We start from the raw sequence: 16,326 nt of genomic DNA on the forward strand, positions 1-16,326 counted from the left end.
AAGAGGAGGTTCACACCATGTCAGGAGCTCATGACACAGACTTTACACCTGTTTATCCGGATGAACAGGACAGCAATACCAGATTTGAACACATCTATGCATTATATCGTGACCGCATCCGTAGTTACTTTTTGCTGAAAATAAATGCCATGGTTGCAGACGACCTTACACAACAGGTGTTTATGAAAGTCTCGGAGAACATGCATCGCTTTAGAGGGAGTTCGCATATTTTCACATGGATCTTCAAGATTGCTCAGAATACGTTAAAAAACGAATATCGCAGATTGTCACGTCAGAATGAAACACCGCTTGATTTTACACAGTTAGAATCCCAATCCATCACTCTTGAATTTACAAAGTATGTTGACTTTCGAATTGACATTGGCGCGGCACTACAAACACTGGATGAGAAAAATCAGGAGATTATTGCGTTACGTTTTTTCGCAGATTGTACGCTACCCGAGATTGCGAGTATTGTTGGCATGCGTGAGAGCGCAGTGAAGAACCGATTATATCGCGCTCTTGGAAAGCTGAAGCATGAATTAAATGAATGGGGGAACATGGCCATCATGTCGATTGAACAATTGATTTCTATCGAAAATAAAGGAAGTTCAGAACATTCGGTTAACCGTCTGAAAAAAGCAAATCATGATCTCTTCACGCAACTAAGTGGAAATGTCGAACGACTGGCGACCAAATACAATTACCAGCCCAAACGTAAAGTTATCATTGAAATGTATCCAGATCTGCCAACGTTTCATCGGGCTGTAGGTGAAGCGCATGCGCCTAACTGGTTCACGGGTACGTATGAAGAAAATATTCTTAAGATCGTATCACCACTTAATCCCGGACCGGAACATACCTACGAGTCTATTATCAAAGGTACGATTCACCTGTTCTCCATGTGGCTGATTGAGGAGATTAATCCGCTGTCCCCCAAATGGATTAGACAAGGAATTGGCGGATACGAGGCTAAACTGATGACACCCGATTTTCTTAAAAATTCGACGAAAGAGGCCATTCGCACGAATTCTATTCCTACTTTTGCTCAATTAGACGATGATACGTGGGATTTTGAAACCAAGAAAGGATTCCAATTCTCGTATATGTTTGTCGAGTTTGTCATAGAGAAGTACGGTTTAGAAGCTATGAATCAATTGATCCGTCAGCCGCAGGATCTCAAAGGCATTTTAGGCTGCTCAGAGACTGAATTTCGTCAGAAACTGGTTAACTATCTGAATCAATTATTTTAAGAACTCACACGAAACGAACGACAGTTTAACGATTAATAAGCTCAGACACCTTCAGCAACATGTAGTCCTGTTCATTATGGGATATCATGACTGGAGGTGTTTTTTTACATTTAAATAAGGTAGAAGGAAGAATGAAGAAGGTTTGAAAGAAAGTTTATAGCGTTCGTTCATGTTCCGTTCATATTGCATTCATTCTAGGGACATCGAAGTTGAGTACACTTGACTTGGAGTAAAACAAGACTCACCCGAGAAGGAAACATGACATAAAGGAGCTGAAGGTGTTGAATGAACCAAGTCATTCAGATTCAAAAAAAAACAAAAGCAAGCCAGAATTCCAAAGTCAAGCGAGTGCTTAAACTTTTACTAAAAGTCATAGCCTCTATACTTATCGTCATCCTGCTTTTCATCGCGACCGTGTTCACGGTGAACCAAGTCAGCAGTCATTCTGAACAAAAGCGACTGGAACATTACGGGCAACAGGTATCTGTCGATGGAAAACGAATGAACGTATTCATGCAGGGGGAAGGGAAAGAAACGATAGTCATCTTACCTGGGTTCGGGACAGCTTCTCCTGTGCTTGATTTTAAACCGCTCATATCCGAACTGAGTCCTTATTATAAGGTCGTAGTTGTTGAGCCTTTTGGTTACGGACTAAGTGAACAGACTGACAAGGAACGTAGTTCGGCTACTATCACGCATGAGATCCATAGTGCGTTGCAAAGCCTCGGTATCAAACGTTATACGCTCATGGCACATTCTATCTCAGGTCTCTATAGCCTGGACTATGTGAACCGATATGCAGATGAGGTACAAGCATTCATTGGACTAGATCACAGTGTTCCGTCTCTTAGTGAGCAAAAAGTTGAAGCGTCCGACATTGAGCCCATTAAATGGTTCCGTAACCTTGGTTTTGCCCGTGTTCAGTTGAAACTGACTGATGACCCGTATGAAGGCCTCTCCTATGACGACGATACCAGAGAGCAATTAAACATTTTAATACGCAAAAACATGTATAATAACACGCAATTAAACGAGGCCGTAGGCATGTATTCCAATTTCCAAGCGGCGAAACAGCTTACCTGGCCAAGTGATTTACCAGTTCTTTTCTTTGTACAAAAGAACCACCCGGTCGTGAAAGAGTGGGTTGCAGAACATGAGAAACAGATGGCGAACACTGAACAGGGAGAAATGGTTTTACTGGAAGCAGGACATTACTTGTATCGCTCCCATCCCAAGGAAATCGCTGAGAAGATCAAGGAATTCACCGAAAAGATCACTACAGATTGAGGCAACGGCGTTATATGGCGTACTTAAAGTACCCGTGTAACGCTTTTTTTGTTATTCTATTGTTTTACGGGTAACATGCCGGTATATCACATCATGAACATAAAACAGGGGGTCTCTAAATGCATATTTTAGTGCTAGGAGCTACTGGACGTGTCGGGAGCCAAATCGTAACACTTGCGCTTCAAGACGGTCATCAGGTAAGGGCTATGGTTCGCACTCTAGAGAAAGTAGACACACAACACGATCGCTTAACCGTTATCCAAGGTAACGTACTTGAACCCAATGATCTTGTCCATGCCATGCATGGCGTTGATGCGGTAATCAGCGCGCTGAACACGGATGGAACAACCACACTGTCCCAAAGCATGCCGTTACTCATCAACGCCATGGGGCAGGAGGGCATAAAGCGTATCATTACTGTAGGAACAGCCGGTATTCTTCAAAGCAGAACCGAGCCGGAGAAACTTCGATATCAGTCGAGTGAATCCAGACGTAAGTCAACTAGGGCTGCCGAGGAACATGAACAAGTGTACACGTTGCTTAGGGCCTCCACCTTGGAGTGGACGATTGTATGTCCTACGTATTTGCCCGATGGGGAGATCCGCGGCAATTATCGTGTAGAGCGTGACGTTTTACCTGAAGGCGGCACAGAAATTACCGTTGGCGATACCGCTGAATTCACCTATCGTCAACTTAGCGACCGCCGTTTTATAAACACACGTGTAGGTATTTGTTACTGATGCTTTAAGAAAATAATGATGGTTTGGAAAAATACAGAAATCTCCTCTGTCAATGCGAAAACAATTCAGGTAGATCCACACGAATAGGGCCTGTCTTCTTTTAATAGAAGATAGGCCTTTTTGTGCTTTACAGAATATTAACATGTGCCTGAAACAGTGCTGATGATTTCACCTTAACATAAGTATTGGATGTGGGAACGGTCCCACACTGAACAATCATTTCATTTTTTTATAACACGCTGAAGGACGGTGTGGTTCAAATGAAGGTGCTGGATCTGCAAGGAAGCCTCACTCCCCATGATTCAAAGACACATATATGCATGCCATTTGTCGTTGAAGCCGGATGTTCGAAGCTTCATATGCGTTTACAATATGGACCCAAAACCCTTGAGGATCAGGATAGATCCATAGAGTTGCTTATAAAAAGTTACGATCTGTACATTTTACCCGAACACCGGGAACACGCCATTGCCAACGCAACTCGTCATCTCCCGTTAAAAAATCTGATTACACTCTCGCTGGATGATACCAATCGATATAGAGGAGCATGTCATCGGCATGACCCGATCCAAGAACTTTACATAAGTAAAATGGATGCTTCCCCCGGATTGATGCCGGGTGAACTTCCTGCGGGGACCTGGACGATCATGTTGAGCGTGCATTGTATTGTCACAGAAGAGTGTACGTACCAGATGCAAATCTGGACATCCGAGGAGGACAACCGATGAGATGGCTCGCTTGTGAACTGCACACCCATACTTTGCATAGTGATGGAAGTCAAACTTTGGATGAACTCGTTAAAGGTGCTGTTGATCTCGGGTTCGATGCAATCGCTTTGACGGACCATAACACGATGTCTGGTCTGATCGGCAAAGATGAGATAGAGAAAAAATATGAGTTATACATCATCCCTGGTATGGAGTGGACGACCTTCTACGGTCATATGGTGACCATTGGACTTCATGAATTTGCAGATTGGCGTGATGTGAGTCGGGAACATATCGAAAAAGGGATCGCGGCCGTTCATCAACACGGCGGTATTGCTGGAATCGCACATCCATTCCGCATCGGAAGTCCTGCCTGTACAGGTTGCTTCTGGGAATATGAGATTACCGACTGGTCCAGTGTGGATTATATCGAAGTGTGGTCAGGGACATTTCCTTCCATTCGAACGGATAATCATCGAGCTTTTGATTTGTGGACACAAAAACTGAATGAAGGATACCGCATTGCGGCCACATCAGGGCGAGACTGGCATTCACAGGATAAGACTATTGACCCGATCTCAGTCACATACCTTGGCATTGAGGAAGGGGCAAATATGACTTCACATCACCCCGATCGCTTGATTCGCTCCTTGCGTGAAGGAAGAGTGTCTGTAACGATGGGGCCATTACTCACACTGACACTGAGCGCTGGAGAAACCTTGTACCCACTAGGTTCTATGATTCCGGCACCGCTTCCCGAGACGCGAAATACTAAACAGCAGTTGCTGATGCATATTGCTTTGGACTTCTCTGTACGTGTCGGGAAATGGTCTTTGCCGGAGCAGCCTTTAAGGTTAGTGCTGTTCTCCAATCTTGGTGAGGAAGGGTATGCAGAGGTCGTTGTGCAACATAATGAGCATGTTCTGGAACTGGAGATGCCGTTGTCCACAAACGATGAAGCATCAACTCGAAGATGGATTCGAGCCGAATGCTGGGGTACGATGCAAGGCGCCTATGTACGAATTGCGTTTACCAACGCGATCTATTGGGAGGAAGGAGGGAAGACGTTATGAATAGCTTTCCACTGATTACAGCGCATACCGGCAGTATGGGGTATCCTGATCACTCGTTTGAATCCCTTCAAGCCTCCTTAACACTTGGGATAGATATTTATGAAGATGATATTCGGATAACCCGGGATGGCATCCCAGTGCTGGCACATGATGATGAGATCAAACTAGGCGACGGAAGACAAGGAAGTCTGGAAAAGCTCTCGTTGAATGAGGTACATGCCATGAGTCTAACGCCATTCCCGACCCTTCAGGAGATGCTAGTGCATATTCGCAAGGCAGGTAAAATCATGAACCTGGATATCAAAACGGATCGTGCATTAGAGCCCGTGTCTGCCCTGATTGAGCAGATGAACATGAAAGAACACGTATTTCTAAGTGGTTGTGCCTACGACACGGCTTTGAAAGCTGGCAAGTATGCAGCTGAAATTCGCCGGTTGCTGAATGTGAACCTTCAACATCTTGAACGTTTCAACTATGCGGATGCCATTATTCAGATGTGCGAAGAGGCCAAACATGCTGACTGCTTTGGATTGAATCTGCCCTTTCAAGTTGTGAGAGAGCAGCTTATAGATATTGTGAAGTCAAACGGTCTTGATGTCTATGTATGGACGGTCATGGACGTAGAGGATATGCGTACGCTAGCAGGCTGGGGTGTCGATTCTATCACAACGCGTGATCCGCTGAAACTGACGACTGTGCGCGAAGAGATGAAACGAGCGGAGGAGAAGCAGGTTGAACCAAAAGCTAAACTATAGTCTGCGTGAACTCGCAGAGCTGGCGGGTGTGTCCAAATCGACAGCATCGCGAGTAATCTCTGGAAACGGGTACGCAAGTCCGGATGTACGAGAGCGTGTACTTCAGGCTGTCGATCAGCTCCTCTACAAACCTAGTGCGGTGGCAAGAGCCATGGTTTCCAAACGCACGTATAACATCGGTGTCATCGTATTTCGGGACAGGCTACCGATTGTATCCCACACACTATACGGGCGAATCATTGATGAGATTCTAATGGCCGCCGAAGCGCTGGGTTACTCGATCTTTTTGAAGACAGATCGGGAAATGTCGTTACGCTCTACCGACTATATGCTGGAGCAGCGTGTGGATGGACTTATTCTGGTGAGCAGACTACAGAAGAACGTAATCGATTACGTAAAAAAATTCAATATTCCATATCTCATGGTTAACGGATCTACCGAAGATCCTGAGGTTGTGCATCTCGTTAGCAACGACGAGGCTGGAGGTGAACGTGCAGCAGAACATCTGGTTGCATGTGGACACCGCCGTTTCTTCATCATTGCAGGGCCAGGCGAACATCGAAGCCACTCGTTACGGCTGAAAGGTTTTTGCCAACGTTTGGAAAGGTTTGGTTTATCCGTATCTGAAGGACAGGTTCGTATTGTGCAATCCTCGGAATCGAGTTTTGAATCCGGGCACCAGTTGATGGAAGATCAGTATCAAACATTCCGGGAAGGACAATACAGTGCTCTTTTCAGTACAAACGATATGCTGGCACTGGGAGCGATGAAGGTCATGTTAGATCGTGGCATGCGAATCCCGGAAGATTTAGCTATTATGGGTTACGATAACACAGAGTTATCGATAATGGTTCACCCTTCACTAACAACCGTCAGCGTGGATGCTACAGGCATCGGACGGGATGCCGTATCCCTTCTGGATCGCCTGATTCGTGGGGAAGAGAATGTACCTCGTTTGACCGAATATGAAAGCCACGTACTGATTCGTCAATCAACGAAAAGAAAGGAGGAATAGCGATGTTTTGGTATTGGAAACATGTTGGACCAAGGAGAATCATTGAATTCGTGTTACTAACTCTATTCGCCATTTTCTTTGCAGGGCCTCTGGTTAATCTGCTTGTACTTGCATTTTCTGAAAAATGGAATTACCCGGACATTCTACCTCAGATCTGGGGGTTCAAATGGTGGAAATTTGTACTGGCTAAGGATGACATTGTCTCGTCGATCTCCTTATCCTTCCTGATTGCGACACTCGTAACCTTGCTGTCCATCGTGATCTGTATTCCGGCTGCATATGCTTTTGCCAGACTACAGTTTCCGCTTAAGCGTATGTTTCTGTTTTCGTTCCTTCTGACACATGCCTTTCCCAAAATGGGGTTGTACGTATCCATCGCTGTGCTTTTCTATCAGCTTGGTCTGATGAATACCCTGCTTGGTGTTGTGCTGATCCATATGATCAACGTACTGATGTTCATGACCTGGATTCCAACCTCGGCCTTCCGTAATGTACATCGGGCACAGGAAGAGTCCGCGCGAGATGTTGGAGCGAGCCCCTTCAAAGTGTTCCGCAGCATCACACTGCCTATGGCGATGCCTGGCATCATGGTTGCATCTATCTTCACGTTTCTCAATTCACTTGATGAAGCGCAGGGAACGTTCCTGGTCGGAATCCCCGATTATAAAACGATGCCTGTTGTGATGTATTCAATCATTTCCGATTTTCCAAGTAGCGCTGGAGCCGTATTCTCGATTATTTTGACGCTACCAACCATTATTCTGCTCGTGGCAGCCCAGCGACTTGTGAGCGCGGATGTACTGGCAAGTGGTTTTCAGATGAAATAACAACGTTTCGGTCACGAAACCGAGGCAAAAGGGAGGCAGTTAGTAAGATGCAGTTGTCTGTACGCGCGTTATCCAAACGTTATAAAACCGGTGATGGGGTCAGTGGGATCAACATCGATATTCAAAAAGGAGAGCTGGTTACGCTGCTGGGTCCTTCAGGCTGTGGTAAAACAACCGTGCTGCGAAGCATCGGTGGATTTCTCGAACCGGACTCTGGCGACATTCTGATCGAAGGCCAAAGTGTAATACAACTGCCGCCCGAGAAAAGGCCAACTTCCATGGTGTTCCAAAGCTATAATCTATGGTCCCATATGTCCGTATACGACAATCTGGCGTTTGGTCTGAAGATTCGTAAAAAATCCAAGGCCGAGATTCAATCCGCTGTAGAGGATGCGCTCAAACTGGTTCGGTTATCAGGCTTTGACAAAAAGTATCCGGCCGAGCTGTCCGGGGGACAACAGCAACGGGTTGCCCTTGCACGATCCTTGCTGCTTAATCCGGCGGTGCTTTTACTGGACGAGCCATTCTCAGCATTGGATGCCAAACTGAGACATGAGATGCGTGAGGAATTGCGTGAGATTCAGATGAAAACCGGACTCACGATGGTATTTGTCACGCATGATCAGGAAGAGGCCTTATCCTTATCCGACCGCATCATCGTTATGAATCATGGGCGTATCGAACAAATCGCAGAGCCTCAACGAATCTATGATGAGCCTGCTTCATTATATGTTGCCAGTTTTATCGGCAAAATGAATTTCCTGAGAGGGGTGGCAGCACAGGAAAGCATTCAAATTGGAGATATCCATCTCCCGAATGAAAAAAATCTGGATGGACAGGTGATCGCAGCCGTTCGTCCGGAAGATGTACAGTTGCAATTAATCGCAGGGGATCAGCCGTCCTTGGCAGGTAAGATTAAACAAGTCATGATCTTGGGGCATTATGCAGAAGTTACCGTTGATCTGGGCCAGTTAGGTGTCGTCCGTGCTTTTCTGAACAAAGATCGAGTAGATCAGCTTCACACAGGCAAGGACATTTACGTTTCGATCAGCAAAATGATCGCATATCCACATGAGGAATCATACTGAGGAGGATGAAAAGTATGTTAAAGAAAAAGCCTTTTCTATCATTGTTGACGGTAGTTGGATTGTCGATGTCCCTATTAGCTGGTTGTGGCAGTGCAAGTGATGCGAAGACAGCTTCAAGTGACAGCAGTGCAGCGGCATCAAGTAAACCCGTTTCCTTTAACTTCTACTTTACAGGCTCACAAAACGTTAAGGATCTGTGGGATTACCTCGAACCAATGTTTGAAAAAGAACACCCGGATATCGACGTAAAAATGGTCTACATTCCATCAGGAACCGGAGCAGAGCCGACATATGACCGGATCGTTGCTGCCAAGAAGGCAGGCAAAGGATCAGGAGATATCGATCTGTATGAGGATGGCATCGTCACTGTTTCTCAAGGGATGAAAGACGGCGTATGGGCACAATTGGATACAAAGGACATTCCTAATCTGAGCAAAGTTAATACAAACACGATGAAGGATGTTAACAATTATGCGATTCCCTATCGTTCATCGGCAGTGGTGCTAGCGTATGACAGCAGTAAGGTTAGCAATCCGCCCAAAACACTGGATGAACTCCTGACATGGATCAAAGCAAACCCTGAGAAATTTGCCTATAATGACCCTTCAACCGGCGGTTCGGGAAGCTCTTTTGTGCAAACGATCGTGTATAAAGACCTTCCGGAAGAAGACATTCACAACTCCGATCCAGCGGTTATGGAGAAGTGGAGTGCCGGTTTTAATACCCTTAAAGAAATTGGACCATTTGTATACGGCAAGGGGATCTATCCAAAGAAAAACCAGGGTACCCTGGACTTGCTCATGAATGGAGAAGTATCCATGATTCCGGCTTGGTCAGATATGGTACTGCAACAATTAAACGAAGGATTGCTGCCGGATACCATCAAAATGCAACAGATTACACCAGGATTTAACGGTGGGCCAACATACCTGATGGTGAATGAAGCGTCGGACAAAAAAGAAGTGATCAACACTTTCCTGGATTTTGTTCTTTCTCCAGAAGCACAAGAAGTGATTGTAAACAAAATGAATGGATTCCCGGGAATCGAGCTTTCTAACATGTCCAGTGAAGTACAAAGCAAATTTGATGGAGTAGCTGAGGGCTTTCGCACATTCAACATCGGGGATCTGGGCACAGAGATTAATAAACGCTGGCAGAGTGACGTTGCGGCCCAATGAGTAAGGAATTCAGACAGTCAATTACGGGCATAGCGATGGTACTCCCCTCCTTCGCAATCCTGCTGATTGTAGTCATCATTCCCATTATTCAATCGTTTATAATGAGTCTGAGCAATGACTCAGGTGGTTATGATCTGAGCAGGTACATGTATTTGTTTACCGATAAAGGTATGCGTGACAATATCGTTTTTACGCTGCGAATCACAGTGATAACCTGCATCGTCGTCATGCTTATCAGTTATAGTCTGGCGATCTACATGCGTTTCAATCAGGGTCCGATTGTAAATCTGATTCGTAAAACGTACATGATTCCGCTTTTTATCCCGGGGGTCATCGCAACCTATGGTCTGATTAATCTGCTTGGAAACCATGGCTGGCTGGCACGTATGCTGGAAGTGGTGGGGGTTACGTTACCACGAATCATTTTTGATGAAAAAGGAATTATTATTGCGAACCTCTGGTTCAACATACCGTTTACCACAATGCTGCTCAGTTCAGCACTGTCGGGCATCCCGTCATCGGTGATCGAAAGTGCAAAGGACATAGGTGTAGGCAGGTTGACACTGTTTACCCGGTTTATTTTCCCACTGTCCTACAAAACGTTCCTTGTTGCAATTACCTTTGTCTTTATGGGAGTCATCGGTTCGTTCACCGCGCCGTTTCTGATCGGAGCCAACTCTCCCCAAGTGCTCGGCGTATCTATGCAACAGGTGTTCAGTGTATTTCAGGAGCGCGAACAGGCCGCAGCGATTGCATTTTTCTCTTTCTTGCTCTGTTCCGTACTTGGGGCGTTCTACATTCGTTCCATGGCGCAGGAAGAGAAGGGAAGAATCTAAAGAAACAGCATGCGAAATAAAATGTAAGTTGAACCAAAGATGTATAAGTAGACACTCTACAGCATTAAATGAGCTAAACTAATGGTTTGAAAATGAAAGTAGCCCCTCGGAAGTAAGGGGCTACTTTCATTTTTTTTGCTTAAGATAAACATTCTGACTAAAGTTATCTCTACTTGTAGTTGAATACTACTTCATACGTTTGGAGATAGGGTGATCCTCATTCATTTGCAGCAAATCCCACAGGTTCCCATAAAGGTCTTTAAATACAGCAACGATGCCATAGTCTTGTTCCTTTGGTTCTCTCACAAATTCAATGCCTTTGGCAACCATGTCCTTATAATCTCTCCAGAAGTCATCGGTATTCAGGAACAGGAAAACACGCCCACCAGCCTGGTTACCGATAAAAGGCTGTTGCTCCGGTTTGGAAGCTCTCGCGAGTAAAATGGTTGTGCCTATAGATCCCGGAGGGGCAATCACCACCCATCTTTTGTCCTGCTCAGGTTGATAGGTGTCTTCAAGCAATGTGAAGTTCAATTTTTGAGTATAAAATTCGATCGCTTCATCATAATCGTTAACGACCAAAGCGATATGTATAATCGACTGAATCATAAGGGGGCCTCCATTTCATCTTTTGGTCAACGATACAGTTATACCATTGTAATTGGAGAGACTACAACGGTAAATAAGGAAAAGCAGGAAGTTTCCCTACTCCTAAACCCTGATTTGCAGTATGATATATACTAGGTTAAGCGCTTTCTTTTAGATCAAATTCAATATACATACTTAGGAGGCTACTAAACTTGTTGAATACAAACACCAATTACGCAGGATATCTTTTTGTGCATTTTATCGGCGAGCAGCCCGATGGAGAGCAGGTTTATTTTTCATATAGCGAGGATGGCCTTCATTGGAAGGACTTAAACGGGGGTAAGCCCGTATTGCGCTCCAATCTGGGGGAACAGGGGGTACGCGATCCGTTTCTCATTCGCTCCGCTAAGGAGAATAAGTTTTATCTGATTGCAACCGATCTGCGAATCGCAAACGGCAAAGGCTGGGGTGTTGCTGTAAACGAAGGCAGTCGTGATATTGTCGTATGGGAGTCCAGTAATCTCATGGATTGGTCTTCTCCTTGGACAGTTACACTTGGTATTGAAGGAGCAGGTTGTGTGTGGGCACCCGAAGCCATCTATGATGAAGCGGCTGATGAGTTTCTTGTATTCTGGGCCTCGGCCACACAAGATGCAGATGAATCTGAACGTAAACAGAAGATTTACAGCGCACGCACCAAAAACTTCCGTACATTCACTCCATCGGTAAAGTATATCGAGCGTGAAAACCACATCATTGATACGACCATTCTGGCTTCATCGGGTTCTTACTACCGATACTCCAAAGATGAAACAACCAAAAACATTCGTGTTGAAAAGGGGAACTCTCTGGACAAGGACGCCTTCACTCCGCTCCATGCGCCTGTGTTGGAGGCTCTGATGGGTGTAGAAGGGCCACAGATATTTAAATTCAATGACCGGGATGAGTGGTGCCTGATTGTGGATCGGTTTGCCGAGGGGAAGGGGTATCTTCCACTGCTGACCAAAGACTTGGCAAGTGGAGACTTCCGCATTGCAGCGGAGAACGAATTTGATATGGGAACGACGAAGAAACGGCACGGCGGCATTCTGCCAATTACCGCGGAAGAAAGTAATTGTCTGCTGGCCGCTTATGGAGACGGTCACCAGGTACTGGCTGGTCAATATGCTGACCCTGATGTGGCGAAGTTTGGCGACCGCTATTATATGTATCCTACTACGGATGGCTTCGACGGGTGGTCAGGTACGCAGTTTAAGGTGTTTTCCTCCAGCGATCTGCAATATTGGCAGGATGAAGGGATTATTCTTGATCTGGCAACGGATGATGTGGCTTGGGCCATCGGGAATGCATGGGCACCAGCGATTGCCAGCCACAACAACAAATATTACTATTATTTCTGCGGCAAAATGCCTAACCAGGAAAGTGCTATTGGTGTCGCTATTGCCGATTTACCGACGGGTCCATTCCGAGCGGAGCCTGAGCCTTTAATTACAATGGATCAATTAAGACATCTTGGGATCAAGATGGGGCAAGCCATTGATCCTTCAATCTATGCAGAGCAGGATGGCAAGATGTATCTGTTGTTTGGCAACGGTGATGCTGCAATTGTGGAGCTTGGTGACGATATGATAACTGTTCGTGAAGAAACGATGCGTAACCTTGCAGGATTGCATGATTTCAGGGAGGCCGTAACCGTGTTAAAGAGGAACGGCCTATACCACTTCACATGGTCTTGTGATGATACGGGAAGTGAGGATTATCACGTCAATTACGGTACGTCGGAAAGCCTTTACGGACCGGTCACCTATCACTACCCTGTCTTAAGCAAAAATGTAGAAAAAGACATGCTTGGAACAGGACATCACTGTATTTTCCATGATTCTGAAACGGATCAGTATTACATGGCTTACCATCGTTTTGTCACTCCGTTATCGCGGTTCTCGGAGGGAAAAGGATACCACCGTGAAGTGTGTATTGACCCGATTCAGTTTGGAGCGGATGGGCGAATGAAGCCCGTTGTGTTGTAATATGATGGGATGGTTTGAGCATTAAAGCAAACAATCACGATACAAACCAATACAATTCGATTAGAGTATCGTGATTGAACTCATCATTTGTATGTCTCATGGAAGCCGCTAACTATAGCGGCTTTTTTAGATTTTGCTTATATATGTACCTGGCTCGAAGCATTGTTATTACGAAAGAGGGCAGTTGTATACTTCAAGAATTCACGTTTCATATGAAACGTTTCGAGTCGAAAAATAAAAAGCGAATCTAAATACAACTATTTAAAGTAAGGGTTTTCATTTTGTTATTTACCAAATATGGACATTCATGATATCATAAATGCGAAACGTTTCGAATTCGTTTTTGAAGGGAGAAAAGAGATGAACATTGTAAAAAGGTTAGGACTAATAATAACTTTTTGTCTGTTTGCCAGTACAGCTTTCACTCCTGTCATATCTGCACATGATTCAAGCAAGCCGCCAGGCTTCAAACCGGAATTAAAAGCGGTTGCCAAAAAAACGTACAAGTACTTCAAAGATTTCACCGATCCCAAAACCGGGTTAACGTACGATGAAGTGCGAATGAAGGAAACGGGAACGGAAGAAGCCAGGCGTACCTCACCAACAAACATTGCGATGTACATGATGAGTACCGTTTCTGCAGAACAAATGGGACTGCTTTCGAAAAAAGAAGCCGTATCCCGCTTGAAAACAACGTTAAACACACTGGAGAAGATGGATAAGTGGAACGGTCTCTTTTATAACTGGTACAACACGGACGATGGTTCCGTCAAAAAAGATTGGGGGCAATTTATATCTCAAGTGGATAACGGTTGGTTATCCGCAGGCTTAATCGTAATTGGTCAAGCTTATCCGGAATTAAATGCACAAACCAGCACACTCGTTAAACAAATGAACTATACAACGTTATACGATCCGGAAGTCGGCCAATTCCGTGGTGGCTATGATGTCGCGAAAGGCGCACTGACAGAGCATCATTATGGGTCCTTTTATACGGAACCTCGTGTAGGAAGTTATATTGCCATCGGTAAAGGAGATGTACCAAAAGAACATTGGTGGAAGATGTACCGCACGATGCCACTTGAATGGGATTGGCAGTCTCAGATTCCACAGGGTCACACGGTGAATTATGATGGCGTGGACGTCTTTGAAGGAAGTTATGAGTATCAAGGTAAAAAGTTCGTTCCTAGCTGGGGAGGCAGTATGTTTGAAGGACTGATGCCGGGTCTGGTGATCAAGGAAAAAGACTTGGGTACTAAGGCGTTAGGTCTAAACAATAAACGTCATGTCGATCTGCAAATCGAATATGCCAAAGAAAAAGGCTATGCTGCATGGGGATTCTCGCCATCGGCAACACCTACCGGATATAGTGAGTTTGCAGCAACACCGCTTGGCATCTCAGGTTACAAAGACGGAGCAACGGTAACTGCGCATGCAACATTCCTTGCCTTGGACTATGCGCCTGAAGAGGCACGCAAAAACATCAAAACACTGAAAAAGTTAAACATGATGGGCAAATATGGCTTATACGACTCCATCAATCTGGAGACCAAAGAAATCGCCAAAGCTTATCTGGCATTGGACCAAGGCATGATTATGGTATCTATTGCGAACTATCTGAAGGATGGAGTTATCCGTGATTATTTCCACAGCGATCCTATTGGTCAGAAACCTGAAGAACTGTTGAAAAAAGAAGTATTCTCCATTCAGTAGACCCGATTCAGAAGGAACGAAGCATCACTTGATGACGCCTCGTTCCTTTTTTGTTGATTAGGCTTATGGCTTTTTTGTGTATAACATAGTTTAAATTGTTTACTACATATTTTTAAGCTTTTGCGATCGTTACAATAACGTATAAGAGAAGTAGGTGATTTTTACTACATGAAAATTGCAGGAGGATAACCAATGAAAGATTTTTTAAAATTTGATACGAATGAAGAACGGCAAGCGTTGTTAATCAGAGCAAGGAAGGTTGCTTTATCAGCAATCCAACAGTATGACTTAGAATGGGATAAAATCGAGTTTATTCGACTATCTGAATCGATCACGTATAAAATTGAAACCAGTACAGCTAACCATTATTTGCTTCGCATTCATTCGGACCGATTGAGCAGAGAGGAAATTCGTTCGGAGCTCCTACTGTTACAAGCACTGAACAAATCGAAAGAACTAAATGTATCCGAAGGGATACCAAGTTGTGATGGTAATTATGTTTTGGAGATTGAAACAGAAATGGGATATAGACGGCCTTATGTAACGATGATGCGGTGGATCGAGGGTGAGAAAACAACAGGGGAATTTACGGATAGTCATGCGTATAATATGGGAGTAATGATAAGCAGGCTCCATGCAGCAGCAAAGGATTTCAATCCACCTTCTGATTTTGTAAGGTCGACTTGGGGAGTAGAAAGCTTTAAACGTGAACTGGCTAAGTTGGAACGTTACTATCAACGTTTTTTATCTGAAAAGGCATGGAAGCTGTATCAAGATGCAGCGGAGAAGGTTGTATCCCAACTTACCACTATGCGTCCAACTGAACATAACTACGGACTAATTCATGCTGATTTACATACCGGTAATATGGTTTTTAACGATGATCAACCCTCACCAATTGATTTTGAAAGATGTGGTTACGGATATTTTCTCTACGATATGGCAGGCACCATGCTGGAGCTTTGGCCTAAACATCGATGGCAGCTTATCCAAGGTTATGAGCGTAGTGGGAAGCTGGAAACGGACTATACCCGGGATATGGAATGTTTTTTCATCATGTTCATGATCGAGAATTATTGTCATCACGCCTCTGATCCAAGAGAAACCGCCAGTTTAATTGATGAACAAAAATATGCCCAAGCATATATAAGAGAATATTTGAACGGTAATCCATTTTTATTCGAAGTGATCGAGCCTGTAAAAATGGATTAATACTAGCTTTCAGACGGAACGAAACGG

The 16,326-nt window shown here is 44.7% G+C and carries 15 protein-coding genes; 14 read left to right on the plus strand and 1 reads right to left on the minus strand.

The annotated features are described in order from the left end of the window. Positions 1 to 17 precede the first annotated feature (17 nt). The 11 genes from MKY23_RS14685 to MKY23_RS14735 all read left to right on the plus strand — a co-directional run bounded on the left by MKY23_RS14685 (position 18) and on the right by MKY23_RS14735 (position 10,759). On the plus strand, positions 18 to 1,253 hold the full coding sequence (locus MKY23_RS14685; RefSeq protein WP_339830418.1) for a sigma-70 family RNA polymerase sigma factor: 1,236 nt from the start codon (positions 18 to 20) through the stop codon (positions 1,251 to 1,253). 285 nt (positions 1,254 to 1,538) lie between these two features. Continuing rightward, positions 1,539 to 2,540, plus strand: coding sequence for an alpha/beta hydrolase (locus MKY23_RS14690; RefSeq protein WP_339830421.1), 1,002 nt, complete (start codon positions 1,539 to 1,541; stop codon positions 2,538 to 2,540). A 119-nt stretch (positions 2,541 to 2,659) separates the two neighbouring features. Continuing rightward, on the plus strand, positions 2,660 to 3,280 hold the full coding sequence (locus tag MKY23_RS14695) for an SDR family oxidoreductase (RefSeq protein WP_221788060.1): 621 nt from the start codon (positions 2,660 to 2,662) through the stop codon (positions 3,278 to 3,280). Between the two features lie 320 nt (positions 3,281 to 3,600). Next, positions 3,601 to 4,008: a hypothetical protein gene (locus MKY23_RS14700; RefSeq protein WP_260510788.1), complete on the plus strand. Its 408-nt coding sequence runs from the start codon at positions 3,601 to 3,603 to the stop codon at positions 4,006 to 4,008. Next, entirely contained in the window at positions 4,005 to 5,060 is a 1,056-nt protein-coding gene (locus MKY23_RS14705) for a CehA/McbA family metallohydrolase (RefSeq protein WP_221788064.1), read from the plus strand. Before MKY23_RS14700 ends, MKY23_RS14705 begins: the two co-directional genes overlap by 4 nt. Then, positions 5,057 to 5,815 (plus strand): glycerophosphodiester phosphodiesterase, encoded by a 759-nt coding sequence (locus MKY23_RS14710; protein ID WP_221788065.1) that lies wholly within the window; start codon positions 5,057 to 5,059, stop codon positions 5,813 to 5,815. Before MKY23_RS14705 ends, MKY23_RS14710 begins: the two co-directional genes overlap by 4 nt. After that, on the plus strand, positions 5,793 to 6,830 hold the full coding sequence (locus MKY23_RS14715; protein WP_336119972.1) for a LacI family DNA-binding transcriptional regulator: 1,038 nt from the start codon (positions 5,793 to 5,795) through the stop codon (positions 6,828 to 6,830). Before MKY23_RS14710 ends, MKY23_RS14715 begins: the two co-directional genes overlap by 23 nt. Positions 6,831 to 6,832: 2 nt before the next feature. Next, complete coding sequence (locus MKY23_RS14720) at positions 6,833 to 7,657, plus strand: ABC transporter permease subunit (RefSeq protein ID WP_221788067.1); 825 nt, start codon at positions 6,833 to 6,835, stop codon at positions 7,655 to 7,657. Between the two features lie 47 nt (positions 7,658 to 7,704). After that, positions 7,705 to 8,745: an ABC transporter ATP-binding protein gene (locus tag MKY23_RS14725; RefSeq protein WP_221788068.1), complete on the plus strand. Its 1,041-nt coding sequence runs from the start codon at positions 7,705 to 7,707 to the stop codon at positions 8,743 to 8,745. 14 nt (positions 8,746 to 8,759) lie between these two features. Continuing rightward, positions 8,760 to 9,923 (plus strand): extracellular solute-binding protein, encoded by a 1,164-nt coding sequence (locus MKY23_RS14730; protein WP_221788069.1) that lies wholly within the window; start codon positions 8,760 to 8,762, stop codon positions 9,921 to 9,923. Continuing rightward, a complete protein-coding gene (locus MKY23_RS14735; RefSeq protein ID WP_339830429.1) occupies positions 9,920 to 10,759 on the plus strand; it encodes an ABC transporter permease subunit in 840 nt (279 codons plus the stop codon). Before MKY23_RS14730 ends, MKY23_RS14735 begins: the two co-directional genes overlap by 4 nt. Positions 10,760 to 10,945: 186 nt before the next feature. On the opposite strand, the gene MKY23_RS14740 is transcribed toward MKY23_RS14735, so the two are convergent. Beyond that, positions 10,946 to 11,368 carry a VOC family protein gene (locus MKY23_RS14740; RefSeq protein WP_221788071.1) on the minus strand — a complete coding sequence of 141 codons (423 nt, stop codon included), beginning with the start codon at positions 11,366 to 11,368 and terminating at the stop codon, positions 10,946 to 10,948. Positions 11,369 to 11,559: 191 nt separating this feature from the next. On the opposite strand from MKY23_RS14740, the gene MKY23_RS14745 reads away from it, so the two are divergent. From MKY23_RS14745 to MKY23_RS14755, 3 genes are all read left to right on the plus strand, one after another. Beyond that, positions 11,560 to 13,374, plus strand: coding sequence for a family 43 glycosylhydrolase (locus tag MKY23_RS14745; protein ID WP_336119973.1), 1,815 nt, complete (start codon positions 11,560 to 11,562; stop codon positions 13,372 to 13,374). A 360-nt stretch (positions 13,375 to 13,734) separates the two neighbouring features. After that, the gene (locus MKY23_RS14750; RefSeq protein ID WP_154888881.1) at positions 13,735 to 15,087 is read left to right on the plus strand and encodes a glucoamylase family protein; all 1,353 of its coding nucleotides are present in this window, start codon (positions 13,735 to 13,737) and stop codon (positions 15,085 to 15,087) included. Positions 15,088 to 15,279: 192 nt separating this feature from the next. Next, positions 15,280 to 16,299 carry a phosphotransferase gene (locus MKY23_RS14755; protein WP_154888879.1) on the plus strand — a complete coding sequence of 340 codons (1,020 nt, stop codon included), beginning with the start codon at positions 15,280 to 15,282 and terminating at the stop codon, positions 16,297 to 16,299. Positions 16,300 to 16,326: the final 27 nt, after the last annotated feature.

Origin of the sequence: Paenibacillus sp. FSL R7-0272, assembly GCF_037969905.1 — a bacterium.
GTDB lineage: Bacteria > Bacillota > Bacilli > Paenibacillales > Paenibacillaceae > Paenibacillus > Paenibacillus polysaccharolyticus.

Coding starts and splice junctions, on each gene's coding strand:
- MKY23_RS14710 (WP_221788065.1), top strand. CDS start 5,057: ATGAATAGCTTTCCACTGATTACAGCGCATACCGGCAGTATGGGGTAT.
- MKY23_RS14730 (WP_221788069.1), top strand. CDS start 8,760: ATGTTAAAGAAAAAGCCTTTTCTATCATTGTTGACGGTAGTTGGATTG.
- MKY23_RS14735 (WP_339830429.1), top strand. CDS start 9,920: ATGAGTAAGGAATTCAGACAGTCAATTACGGGCATAGCGATGGTACTC.
- MKY23_RS14685 (WP_339830418.1), top strand. CDS start 18: ATGTCAGGAGCTCATGACACAGACTTTACACCTGTTTATCCGGATGAA.
- MKY23_RS14700 (WP_260510788.1), top strand. CDS start 3,601: ATGCCATTTGTCGTTGAAGCCGGATGTTCGAAGCTTCATATGCGTTTA.
- MKY23_RS14720 (WP_221788067.1), top strand. CDS start 6,833: ATGTTTTGGTATTGGAAACATGTTGGACCAAGGAGAATCATTGAATTC.
- MKY23_RS14725 (WP_221788068.1), top strand. CDS start 7,705: ATGCAGTTGTCTGTACGCGCGTTATCCAAACGTTATAAAACCGGTGAT.
- MKY23_RS14705 (WP_221788064.1), top strand. CDS start 4,005: ATGAGATGGCTCGCTTGTGAACTGCACACCCATACTTTGCATAGTGAT.
- MKY23_RS14750 (WP_154888881.1), top strand. CDS start 13,735: ATGAACATTGTAAAAAGGTTAGGACTAATAATAACTTTTTGTCTGTTT.
- MKY23_RS14755 (WP_154888879.1), top strand. CDS start 15,280: ATGAAAGATTTTTTAAAATTTGATACGAATGAAGAACGGCAAGCGTTG.
- MKY23_RS14740 (WP_221788071.1), bottom strand. CDS start 11,368: ATGATTCAGTCGATTATACATATCGCTTTGGTCGTTAACGATTATGAT.
- MKY23_RS14690 (WP_339830421.1), top strand. CDS start 1,539: ATGAACCAAGTCATTCAGATTCAAAAAAAAACAAAAGCAAGCCAGAAT.
- MKY23_RS14695 (WP_221788060.1), top strand. CDS start 2,660: ATGCATATTTTAGTGCTAGGAGCTACTGGACGTGTCGGGAGCCAAATC.